We start from the raw sequence: 11,909 nt of genomic DNA, 5'->3' as shown, positions 1-11,909 counted from the left end.
GTTCACCGTGAAGGCGGACGTGACCGACCAGGCGGGCAACCCGGCGAGCGACAAGGAAGAGGCGATCCTGGACAGCGTAGCTTCCTCAGCACCGACCGTGACCATCGTTGATGACACCAATAATGACCAAATGCTGACCAAGGCCGAGATTGGCAATGATCAGATCCAGGTTCGGGCAGAGGTCAATCATGCTGACTTGGTTGCGGGCGGCAAGGTGACGCTGACCATCAACAATGGTGGGGTGAACAGTACTGTCCAATTGACGCTCAAGGCCGATGGCACCCTGCTGGCAAGCAATGGCAAGAGCTACGGCTATCAGAACGGCACCATCAGCTGGACGGAAACGACCCCGGCCAACGGCAAGTCGCTGACGGTGACGGCGACCCAGACCGACAAGGCGGGCAACGTCTCACTGCCGGGCAGCGACAACGCGCAGATCCTGAATGAAGCGCCGGAGACGGCGAACAAGCAGGCAAACGGCCAGGAAGATGCAGCCAGCATCGCCATTCCGACCCTCAGTGGCAGCGACATTGATGGCAACGTGGTGAGTTTCACTATCAAGAGCCTGCCTGCCAACGGCATCCTCTATCTGAACGGGGTGGCGGTGACCGTGGATCAGAGCATTGCGGTGGCGGACGCCGGCAACCTCACCTTCACTCCGAATGCGAACTGGAACGGCAACACCAGCTTCAACTATGCGGCGGTAGACAACGACGGCGCCGTGGATGCGAGTCCCGCAACCGTGACCATCAAGGTGGATGCGGTCAACGATCTGCCGACGCTGACCATCTCCAACGGGGTTATCGTCTCTGAAGAGGGGTTGGCAAACGGCATTGCCGACACGGTCGGCAATCCTGATACCACCAATGCCATCAAGGCGTCCGGTACCCTCTCGGTGGGCGACATCGACAGCAGCACACTCAACATTTCCCTGAATGGACCGGCCGGGCTGACGTCCGGTGGGGCAAAGGTCCAGTGGAGCTGGGATGCGGGCAGCAAGACGCTGGTTGGCTACACAGGGGTGATTGGCGGCGCCGATTACAAGGCTGTGGTCGAGGTCAAGCTGACGGCACCCAATGCCAGTGGAAAGGGTGAGTGGACCTATGACGTGACCCTCAAAGGTCCCCTCGACCACGGGGATACGACCTCGGAAGACAAGTTGTCGTTCCAGCTGGATGTGGAGGTCTCCGATGGCAGCGGCGTCACCAAGGACAAGCTGGATGTCAGCGTTGAGGACGACTCCCCCATTGCCGACAACAGCGATGCCGTTTCCGTGGTGAAGACCGATATTCCGAACGTGCTGACCGGGCTCTTTGACCTGACCAAGTACAGTGGCAACCAGAGCACTCTGAACATGGCGGGCTTTACTATCAGCGCCCTGGGCTTCAAGTCGGCAACAGACTCCTCACTGGTAACGGCGGTGGTCAACGGTTCCAGCTCGGGGCTGGGGGTGGCCAGCGGAGCTGCGCCTTACCACAACCTCGCCAACGAGATTGACTTCCGTCACTTTGCCGACGGATCGTCCGCCTCCGAGCAGCTGATCGTCAGGCTGGATGCGGGCAAGGTTGCCTACGGCGCCAACATCAAGTTCAGCAAAATGTTTGGCGGCGAGCTGGAGAGCGGGGTCGTGGAGTTCTATCGCGGTGGTGTACTGATCAGTACCCTGGTATTCAACTCCAACGCATCGGGTGGGGAGTTCAACCAGAACTTCCAGGTGCAGCAGGGTGGCTTTGATACCATGGTGATCAAGGCGACCAACAACGGCAGCACCAATACCTCCGACAACAGCGACTTCACCGTACAGAGCATCGAGTTCCTCGGTTCCAACACGGCGCAGGCAATCGCCTATGGTTCTGGCACCGTGACCCCGCAGTGGGGGGCGGATGGCAAGGGCTCCATCGGGCTGCTAATGGACCCGGCAACCTTCGAAAATGGTCTGCGAACGGCTTCCGGTTCTGCCATCGCCATCACCGCCAGCGGCGCCAATACCCTGGTCGGGAAGGATGAGGACGGCAACCTCATCTTCAAGCTGGAGTTTACGCCGGCCACAGGCAAGTGGGAGTTCTTCCAGTATCAGCGCATGTCCAAACCTCTGGGTGATGGCGACATCGACTTCCAGGTCCGGGTGGTGGATGGTGACGGCGACGCCAGCATTGGCTCCTTTGCAACCAAGCCTCTCTTCACGCCGCTGGTTCAGGGAGTCTCCAGCGAGAGCGTAACCGAAGGGGGCAATCTGCTGCACAAAGTCACCCTGTCAGATGCGACCCAGGAAGCGACTGAATACGATTTCGCCATTCGTGGTTCGGGCAACAACCCCGCCTCCAACCAGGATTGGGGCAATGCCCAGTTCAGCAATGGTGTGACCTATAACAGCACTACCGGCAAGATCACGGTACCAGCCGGTGTGTCGGACTTCACTGTGACCATCCCGACGGTGAACGATCGCTTGGTCGAAACGAACGAGACCCTCTCGGTGACCATCGGTGGGCAGAGCGGGACCGGCACCATAGTGGACAACGATCGGGCGCCGGTGACCACGGGTGGCTACAGTGCCGGCAAGGAGGACACGCCACTGGTGCTGAAGTGGGCCCAGTTTGGTGCCAGCGATGATCAGGCCGCTTCTGACCTGAGCGTGCAGATCAACACCCTGCCGCTGAGCGGCAAGCTGGAATACCTGAACGCAGCTGGCCAGTGGATTGCAGTGAAGGTGGGGGATCTTGTCTCCTACGCCGATATCGACAGCGGTCATCTGCGCTTTGTGCCTAGTCTCAATGAATCCAGCAGCAATGCCCTTAATGGTGGCGGTACGACGACGGGCAACCAGCAAGGGGACTACGCCACTCTGGGTTACCAGATCAGCGATGGTGCCAACCTGAGTAACTCAGGCAAGCTGGTGATCGATATCACGGCGGTCGCGGACAAGCCGGTGGTCGACATCAGCCTGACGGGCAACGGCGTCCCGCTTTATACCCAGTACCCGTCGTCCGGCATCTCCACCGGGGCGTTCCAGAGCGGCAACTTCAACAAGGGCAACTTTGGCATCACCAATAGTCTGACCGACAGCACCACCAGTCAGGATCAAGTGGTGGGCGGCAACGGCAATGACTATATCGTCAGCGTGAAGGGCGGCGGCGATTACTTCGTCGGCGGTGCTGGCAATGACGTGCTGGTCGGTGGCAACTCCACCTCAGGTGACACCCTCGACGGCGGTACCGGCAACGATATCCTGGTGGCCGGATTGGGTGGCGACACCCTGTTTGGCGGCGCCGGTACCGACCTGGCCGTACTGATGGGCTCGCGTGCCAACTATGTCATCGAGCGCAGAAGTGACGGCGGTTTCAACTTCCTGGTGAAGGAGAACGGCATCACCATCAGCAAGTCGCTCTACGACATCGAGTTGGTGCAGTTTGATGACGGCATTTACCAGTTCAACCAGACCGACGGCACCCTGACGGCGGTACAGCCGAGTGTGGTGGATTACCCGCTCGAGATCACTGCTTCCCTGACCGACCGTGATGGTAGCGAGCAGTTCGACAGCCTGGTACTGACCGGCATGCCGACGGGGTCGACCCTCTATCAGGGCTCCACCGTGCTAGGTACCGTGGGGGCCGATGGCACGCTGACGCTGACCGGTCTGTGGAACCAGAGCGCGTTGGACGTCAAACTGACCGGTCTGACCCTGCGGGTGCCGGGCAGCAGTGCCGGCCAGTTCGACCTCAAGGTAGAAGCCATTGCCAAGGAAGTGGCGACCGATCAGACCAGCAGTGCATCGGATCAGGATTCGATCCGCATGAGCTACTTCCTTTCCACCGAAGGGGAGCCGGGCGATCAGAACCGCACCTATGGCAACGAGCACAATATCGTGGTCGGGGATCTGGATGGCAGCGTGGTACTGCCGGGCCAGAACTACAACATCGCCTTTATGGTCGACAGCTCGGGCAGTATCGGCACCAGCGCCATGAACACCATCAAGAGCCAGTTGGCACAGATCTTCGCCAGCCTCAAAGCGAGCGCAGGTAGCGAAGGGGCTGGTACAGTCAACATCATGCTGGTTGACTTTGATGCTCTGTCGAATGCCAGTATTAGTGTGAACCTGAAAGACAGCAATGCCTTGAATCAGCTGCAGGCTGTAATCGATTCCATGAGTAGCGGAGGGGGGACCAACTATGAAGATGTGTTCAAGACGGTTGCTAACTGGTTCAGTAGTTCTACGGCTCAAAGTAACAGTAATGCCAAGAATCTGTCCTATTTCATTACCGATGGTCAGCCAACTTATTACCTCGGTAACGAAGGCTCCAACCCGAGGGTATTGAATTTCTCAGGTAGCAGCTATGACGTCTATCTCAACAGTCTGCTTGGTGGCACCTATATTCCGGGTCGGGTATATAGCTCCAATGGCTACACCATCATCGACAGCGCTGGCCGAGTGTATGCCGATGGTAGATACAGCAACCCGATCGGTTTTATGCGTCCGGATGGTAGGGGGGGATATACCTACTCAACACTGGATGGTGATGGCGGCACTACCTCCAGCTCAACTATCAATAACTCGGTAGCAGGTTTTGGGCTGCTTACTGGGATGGGGGTTACGGTAGAAGCGATCGGACTGGGGGCCAACATCTCCTACAACGATCTCAAATCCTATGACTCTGACGGCGTCATCATGACCGGCGTCAACGCCAGCGATTTGGCCAACGCCATCTTGGGCACCTCGGTGAATAACCTGCCGGGCAGTGACCGGATCGACGGCGGTGCTGGCGACGACATCCTGTTCGGGGATGCCATCCACTTCGCCGGTATCAACGGTGAAGGCTACGCGGCCATCAAGCAGTATGTGGCCGGCAAGCTGGGCGCAGGCTCGGTGACCGATGCCCAGGTCCATGACTACATCACGGACCATGCCAGCGAGTTCGATCAGTCCTCCAGCAATGACAAGGCGGACGTGCTGATTGGCGGGGATGGCAACGACATCCTGTTCGGTCAGGGTGGCGATGACTTCCTGTTCGGTGGTGCCGGCAACGACATCCTGTTCGGTGGTGCCGGCAACGACACCCTGTATGGCGAGAGCGGCAACGATACCCTGTACGGTGGCAGCGGCAACGATACCCTGTTTGGTGGTATTGGCGACGATAACCTGATCGGTGGTCTGGGCAATGACATCCTGGTTGGCGGGCTTGGCAATGACATTCTCAAGGGGGATAGCGGTGCCGATACCTTCACCTGGCTGCAGGGCGATACCGCCGCAGGCAGCGTTGCCAAGGATTACGTGGTCGACTTCTCCAAGGCGGAAGGTGACAAGCTGGATCTGAGCGACCTGTTGGATCACGACGGTTCTCGTAACCAGAACGATCTGAAGAGCCTGCTGTCGGTGTTCCAGGACAATGAAGGGGTACATCTACAGGTCAAGGAGAGCAGTACTGCGTCGGTGACTCAGGAAATAGTGCTGATGAACCATACTTTCGATAGTCTGACGGGGGGGGCAGGTACTACTGCCAACCAAGTGATCGATTACATGTTGACCAACAACATGCTCGATATCGACAAGTAAGCCCAACTCGGGACAGTAAAAAAGCGGCAGAGCAATCTGCCGCTTTTTTTATCTTGGCAGGGAGGCGAAATTAGTTGCCGAGTGTGGCAAACAGGCTCTGCTCAAGGGTGCCGCGGGAGACGCAGACCGGCTTGATGGACGGGGCTGATACGCGCTCGCCTGAGGATTCCACAAAGAACAGCTCGGTGTTGCCTTTGACGTTGACGGTGGCCACGCTGCTGTTGCCGCTCTGGGTGATGATCAGGTTGATCTGCAGGTCAGGGTTGCCCAGTGCTACTTTGGAACCCATGGTGCCGCAGTCCAGCCACTCAAGTCCGTCGGCCGACTGGTTGACATTGGCGGTCATCAGGCCGGCACCGCGCTGACTGTTTTCGATGGTGAGGCCGTGGTCGGTGAACCACTTTTCGGCGCGAGCCCACACCAGATCCACCGGGATCGCCATCTCCTGGGTATTGTTGGTCGCCTTGGCGACCGGCGGGTTGTAGCGATACTCCTCACCACCGTTATTGTCGCCAGCACAACCTGCCAGCAGCAGCGCCAATGCGCACCCCATCATCTTTTTCATCTTGCTTCTCTCGTCCATTTATCAGGCCATTGGCCAACCGGTGCCTATTATCACCTGAGCGACAACCTCTGTCAGCATGCGTGCTGCATCGGTGTAAACGGAGGGGTTACCGGGGGTGCTTTACAAAATTGGTTTGCTATCATAGATTTGCTCGAAATTCCTCCATAAGCGCCCCTGTGACCAACATGCTTACCCCGGATCTGCTTCAGCAGATCATCGACCAGTTGCCAATGAGTATCTTCTGTCGTGATAGGCATGGTCGCTACCTGTTTGCCAATCGTGAATTTGCCATTGAGGCCAAGTTGGGTTCACCCGCCGAGGTGGTCGGCAAGAGTGATGCAGAGATGCCATGGGGCGATGTATTTCGTACCGAGGACGCGCAGTTGCTGACGGGGGGCGTTCCCTTGCTTCATCAACAGTTGCACTGTAATCGGGGCGGTGAGACCTGCTGGATGGAGGTGCACAAGATCCCGCTTTACACGGCTCAGGGTGAGCCATATGCCGTATTCGGAATGGTCAACGAGATTGCCCAGCGCAAGCACCTGGAACAGACGGTCAAAAAACAGCAGGTGCTGCAGCGTTTTCTGCTCGATGCCATCCCTGACCTGATCCGTTTCGATGATCACAACGGGGTGTTGCTGGAGTGCAACCAGGCGTTTCTCGACTTTATTGGTCAGGGGGCGGATGAGGTGCTGGGTCAGCAGCTGCCGTTCCGGCTGGCGGCACCCCAAGGGATGGGCCACGGCGAATGTTGTCTGCTGGATGCCAGAGGGCAGGGACGGCATATGGAGATCACCCGGGTCGATGTCCCCGATGGGGATGGTCACTCCCTCGGGATCCTGACGCTGGGGCGCGATATCACTGGCTTGCGCACCACTCAGGCACAGTTGCAGCAGGAGCAGCACTACGACAGCCTCACCGGGCTGCTCAAACTCTCCCGTTTCTTGCAGACCAGCCGCCATTTGGGGTGCCGCAGCGCCACACTGGTGCTGGTCGATCTGCACCACTTTCGTGAGGTTAACGATCGCTTCGGGATCCGGATTGCCGATCGCCTGCTGAGCCAGGTGGCCAAGCGACTACAGCAATTGGTTCCGCCGCGAACCTTGCTCTGCCGGGTGGCTGCCGATGACTTCTGTCTGTTACTCCCCGATTTCAACGAGCCGTTGCAGGAGTGGAACCAGCATCTGCAGCAGCAGTTGATGGAGTACTATCAGGTGGAAGATCATCGTATCCAGATCCCGGTGTTTCTGGGGCTGGCTCAGGGGCGGGCAAGCGATGCCGAGCGGTTGCTCAGCCATGCTGAAGCGGCGCTGGCGCAGGGCAAGCGGCAGCAGCAGTACTGCACTCTGTTTGATCCGGCGCTGCACGCCCGGCTCAAGCGGCGTCAACTGATCGCCGCCCAGTTACCGCTCGCCATCAAGTCATCCCAGCTGGTTGCCGTCTACCAACCCATTATCAGCAGCACAACCCATCTGCTTTGTGGTGCAGAATTGCTTTGCCGCTGGCCGCATCCTGAACTTGGCATGATCTCGCCGGAAGAATTTATTCCACTGGCCGAAGAGATGGGGATCATCGGCCAACTTGGTCAGCTGATGCTGGAGTTGGGGTGTGCTCAGTTGGCCCAGTGGCAAACCGATCAGCCGGATATGGTACTCTCCATCAACCTTTCGCCGTTGCAGTTTCGTGATCCGGCGCTCTGCAAGCTGGTGCAGGGCTGCATTGCACGTCATGGTCTGAATGCAGGCCAGCTGGAGCTGGAGATCACTGAAGGAGTCTTGATGGAGAATGCCGATGAGATCGAGACCAACCTGGATAACCTGATCGCCGCCGGTTTTCAACTGGCCATCGATGATTTCGGTACTGGGTATTGCTCGCTGGCCTATCTGCCAAGGCTCAAGGTCGCCACGCTCAAGCTGGATCGCAGCTTCACCCAGGGGTTGGTCAGCAACAGTGCCACCACCGCCATCGTGAGATCGGTCATCGGACTTGGTCATGAGCTGGGGATCTGCATTACTGCAGAAGGGGTGGAAACCGTCGAGCAACAGTTGTGGCTGACCCAGGCGGGGTGTGATCGGCTACAGGGTTATCTGTTCAGCCCCCCGTTGTCGCCCGAGCAGTTTGCCGCCAGTTATTTGTGACAGTCTGCAATAACAGAGAGGCCACCCGCAGGTGGCCTCTCTGTTTGTGGCAGGGATCAATCCTGGAAGTAGGTGCCCCAGCCATCGTAGTCCACCCCATATTTTTCCAGGATGGGCAGCATCTTGGCGATATCGGCAACGATCGCTTCGACATTCAGCTTGCACTCGATGGTGGCATCGAAGCAGAAGATGGTGGCGCCGTCATCCAGTTCCATCTCTTCGGCATCGGTCACTTCAAAACCGGCCTTGAACAGGTCAACCGCTGCTTTTTCCAGACGGTCGAAATCCTGGCAGGCGAAGTGGTGCTCGATGTCGTAATCCGCATCGGGATTGCTGCCATCGGCCAGCAGTTCGTTGACGATCTCGGTGGTCTCTTCACGCCACTCTTGCATATTCAGACTCATGTTGCCTCCAGGCGGTATCATTGCGGCAAAGCATACTCGCAGAGTGGATTCGGCTCAATGTGGCAAAGCTATAGAGGCCGTGATTTCCCGCGGTTTGGTGATCATTCATATATGAGGCGGGTCACGGTTAGGCAGATTTCTGCTCCGAAACGGCTAATAACCGTTCATTGCGTTCAGTTGTTGAGCGAACGTGCTTTTTATCGTGCCATCATGGTTGACACTCTGCGCTGGAAAGGGTTTAATGCGCGCCGTTGCCCAGATAGCTCAGTCGGTAGAGCAGGGGATTGAAAATCCCCGTGTCGGCGGTTCGATTCCGTCTCTGGGCACCACAATTCCTCCTTAGTTCAGTCGGTAGAACGGCGGACTGTTAATCCGTATGTCACTGGTTCAAGTCCAGTAGGAGGAGCCAAATTCGAAAAGCCCGCTCAATCGAGCGGGCTTTTTCATTTCTAGTTGCTGTTGCATGCTGCCAAAAAGAGCGTCGCGCCACAGGTGGCACTGAACAGCAGCATTCCGGTCTGCAACATGCTGCCAGGGCATGGCTTCTTCTCTCTTTTTCTGGCCCTGATCCACTTCGGTTTCATCACATTCCCTTATCCATTTTGTCGGCCTGAATGGCTGCACTCCTGTGCAGGCGAGCCATCTTTGTTGAATGGCGCCATGGCGTCAATCTCCCCCGCAAAACAATTAATTCAGCACCGTTGAAGAGCGGCTTGTCTGGTGATGTTTCGACCTTTAAGCCATTGTTAACATTTTGGAAAACCGGAGTGACCCTGTGGCTGGGCGAGGATATGATGGGGTCAATGATGTTCCCATCCTGACGGAGAGACCCCAGATGAACAGCCCCTTGAGCTATGTACTGGACGGCATTCATTGCGAGCCGCACTTTTTTACCGTTCCCCTCGATCATGGTGAGCCGGATGGTGACAGCATTACCCTGTTTGCCCGTACCCTCTGCCGTAAAGACAAGCTCGATGAGAAGTTGCCTTGGCTGCTGTTTCTGCAAGGGGGGCCGGGATTCGGGGCGCCGCGCCCGACGGCTAACAGTGGTTGGCTCAAGCGGGCGTTGCAGGAGTTCAGAGTGCTGCTGCTGGATCAGCGTGGCACCGGGATGTCGAGCCCCATCCATGGGCATATTCTGGCCAAAATGACACCGACCGAGCAGGCGGAGTATCTCAGCCATTTTCGCGCCGACAGCATAGTGCAAGATGCCGAGTTCATCCGGCTGGAGCTCAGTCCCAAGCATCGCTGGAGCCTGCTGGGGCAAAGCTTTGGTGGTTTTTGCTGCTTGACCTATCTCTCGCTCTTCCCCGATAGCCTGCGGGAGGTTTATATCACCGGCGGCATCGCGCCGATTGGCCGCAGCGCCGAGGAGGTTTACCGCGCCACCTATCAGCGGGTGGCTGACAAGAACCGAGCCTTCTTCGCCCGCTTCCCCCACGCTCAGGGGATTGCCAACCGGTTGGCTAACCATCTGCACCAGCACGATGTGCGGCTGCCCAACGGCCAGCGCCTGACGGTGGAGCAGTTCCAGCAGCAAGGGCTGGATCTCGGCGCTACGGGTGCTTTCGAGGAGCTTTATTACCTGCTGGAAGAGGCCTTTATCGGCGACAAGCTGAGCCCGGCCTTTCTCTATCAGGTGCAGAGCATGCAGCCATTCAATACCAACCCGCTGTTTGCCATCCTGCACGAGGCTATCTATGCCGAAGGGGAGGCGACTCGCTGGGCGGCGGATCGGGTCAGAGGGGAGTTTCCTGCGGTGAACTGGGCGCCTGGCAAGGATTTCGCCTTCACCGGCGAGATGGTTTACCCCTGGATGTTCGAGCAGTTCCGCGAGTTGCTGCCCCTGAAAGAGGCGGCCCATCTGCTGGCCAACAAGGCGGACTGGGGGGCGCTCTATAATCCGGCCCAGCTGGCCCGCAACAAGGTGCCGGTAGCCTGCGCCGTCTATGCCGAGGATATGTATGTGGAGTTTGACTACAGTCGCGAAACTCTGCGTGGCCTTGGCAACAGTCGTGCCTGGATCACCAATGAATATGAGCACAACGGTTTGCGCGCCGATGGTGAAGCGATTCTTGATCGTCTGATCGCGTTGAATCGCGACCGTTAATTGTCGTTATCGGCAATCATCGCGGGAGTCCGGACTCCCGCGATGATTGTTATGGATGGTTGTTATGAAAGCGTGACGCCCTGAACCTTGCCCCGCGCCTGCCAGACGATGAGTGGATAGCCGGCTGATTAATTTCCCCCTCTTTCACTGTTTCTGCCGATCCCTCACCATATACTTGCCAAACGACTCTGTATTGAGCCGCGGTCAAACCGATTGACCAACTCGTGCTCGTTACCATTAGAAAGTCGCTCTACCGCTCTGTATCCCGCGTATCAGATATGCCATCTCTGCATGCCCCGCAATCCGGGGTAGGGGATGGTCGTGCTTTTCAATCAAGATAAGGATGTATGATGAGAAAGTCTCTGTTGGCCTGCTCCCTGTTGCTGTGCCCTGTCGTGTTTGCTGCCACCCCCCATTGGGAATATAGCGGTGAGGCGGGGCCTGCCCACTGGGCCAAGCTGACCCCTGAGTTTGGCCAGTGTGCGGGTAGCAATCAGTCGCCGGTTGACCTGAACGGATTGGTCGAGGCCAAACTGGCCCCGCTGGTACTCCACTATCAGGCGGGTGGCAACACAGTGGTCAACAATGGTCATACCGTGCAGGTCGGTTATGCCCCGGGCAGCATTTTGCAACTCGATGGCACCAGGTTTGAGCTCAAGCAGTTCCACTTCCACGCCCCGAGTGAAAACCTCATCGAGGGCAAATCCTATCCGCTGGAAGGGCATCTGGTGCACGTCAGTGACAAGGAAGAGATCGCCGTGGTGGCGGTGATGTTCGAGGCTGGCAAGGCCAATCCTGCGCTGGCGGCAGCTTGGAGTGCATTACCTGCCAAGGTGGGGGAGATCCAGGCCCTCAAGGCGCCGCTCTCTGCTGAGCAACTGCTGCCGGAAAGCCATGACTACTATCGCTTCAGCGGTTCCCTTACTACGCCTCCATGCTCGGAAGGAGTGCGCTGGCTGGTGATGAAGCAGCCGGTTGAGGTCAGTCAGGCCCAGATCGACGCCTTCAAGGCGGTGATGCACCACCCCAACAACCGGCCGGTGCAACCGCTCAATGGGCGCGTGGTCCTGCAATAACACAGCGTTGCAATAGCACAGTAGATAGCAAAAACAACAAGAGGGCCGTCAGGCCCTCTTTTACATGG

The 11,909-nt window shown here is 57.7% G+C and carries 7 protein-coding genes and 2 tRNA genes; 7 read left to right on the top strand and 2 right to left on the bottom strand.

The window, feature by feature from the left end; translation table 11 throughout:
• The first annotated feature begins 19 nt into the window (after positions 1–19).
• Entirely contained in the window at positions 20–5,548 is a 5,529-nt protein-coding gene (locus G5287_RS01205; RefSeq protein WP_421230650.1) for a type I secretion C-terminal target domain-containing protein, read from the top strand.
• Positions 5,549–5,618: 70 nt separating this feature from the next.
• Here the strand turns inward: G5287_RS01205 and G5287_RS01200 are convergent, their stop codons facing one another.
• Positions 5,619–6,113, bottom strand: a complete 495-nt coding sequence (locus G5287_RS01200) for a hypothetical protein (RefSeq protein WP_216952967.1) — start codon at positions 6,111–6,113, stop codon at positions 5,619–5,621.
• 185 nt (positions 6,114–6,298) lie between these two features.
• Here G5287_RS01200 and G5287_RS01195 point away from each other — a divergent pair, with 185 nt between their 5' ends.
• Complete coding sequence (locus tag G5287_RS01195; RefSeq protein ID WP_421230651.1) at positions 6,299–8,251, top strand: EAL and GGDEF domain-containing protein; 1,953 nt, start codon at positions 6,299–6,301, stop codon at positions 8,249–8,251.
• A 56-nt stretch (positions 8,252–8,307) separates the two neighbouring features.
• Here the strand turns inward: G5287_RS01195 and rraB are convergent, their stop codons facing one another.
• Positions 8,308–8,643, bottom strand: coding sequence for a ribonuclease E inhibitor RraB (gene rraB / locus G5287_RS01190; protein WP_033114697.1), 336 nt, complete (start codon positions 8,641–8,643; stop codon positions 8,308–8,310).
• 265 nt (positions 8,644–8,908) lie between these two features.
• Between rraB and G5287_RS01185 the strand changes: the two genes are divergently transcribed.
• The 5 genes from G5287_RS01185 to G5287_RS01165 all read left to right on the top strand — a co-directional run bounded on the left by G5287_RS01185 (position 8,909) and on the right by G5287_RS01165 (position 11,841).
• A tRNA-Phe gene (locus G5287_RS01185) sits at positions 8,909–8,984 on the top strand.
• Between the two features lie 4 nt (positions 8,985–8,988).
• Positions 8,989–9,064 (top strand) — tRNA-Asn (locus G5287_RS01180).
• 83 nt (positions 9,065–9,147) lie between these two features.
• Entirely contained in the window at positions 9,148–9,360 is a 213-nt protein-coding gene (locus G5287_RS01175; protein ID WP_216975756.1) for a hypothetical protein, read from the top strand.
• A gap of 130 nt (positions 9,361–9,490) precedes the next feature.
• Entirely contained in the window at positions 9,491–10,765 is a 1,275-nt protein-coding gene (locus tag G5287_RS01170) for an alpha/beta fold hydrolase (protein ID WP_227342028.1), read from the top strand.
• A gap of 350 nt (positions 10,766–11,115) precedes the next feature.
• On the top strand, positions 11,116–11,841 hold the full coding sequence (locus tag G5287_RS01165) for a carbonic anhydrase (protein WP_227342997.1): 726 nt from the start codon (positions 11,116–11,118) through the stop codon (positions 11,839–11,841).
• Positions 11,842–11,909: the final 68 nt, after the last annotated feature.

Source organism: Aeromonas sp. 603079 (genome assembly GCF_049172135.1).
Lineage (GTDB): Bacteria > Pseudomonadota > Gammaproteobacteria > Enterobacterales > Aeromonadaceae > Aeromonas > Aeromonas veronii.
This window is presented reverse-complemented; position numbering and strand designations above follow the sequence as displayed.

Bases quoted from the DNA above. Each gene is read 5' to 3' on its own strand.
- G5287_RS01200 (WP_216952967.1), bottom strand. From the start codon at position 6,113: ATGAAAAAGATGATGGGGTGCGCATTGGCGCTGCTGCTGGCAGGTTGT.
- G5287_RS01195 (WP_421230651.1), top strand. From the start codon at position 6,299: ATGCTTACCCCGGATCTGCTTCAGCAGATCATCGACCAGTTGCCAATG.
- rraB (WP_033114697.1), bottom strand. From the start codon at position 8,643: ATGCAAGAGTGGCGTGAAGAGACCACCGAGATCGTCAACGAACTGCTG.
- G5287_RS01170 (WP_227342028.1), top strand. From the start codon at position 9,491: ATGAACAGCCCCTTGAGCTATGTACTGGACGGCATTCATTGCGAGCCG.
- G5287_RS01165 (WP_227342997.1), top strand. From the start codon at position 11,116: ATGAGAAAGTCTCTGTTGGCCTGCTCCCTGTTGCTGTGCCCTGTCGTG.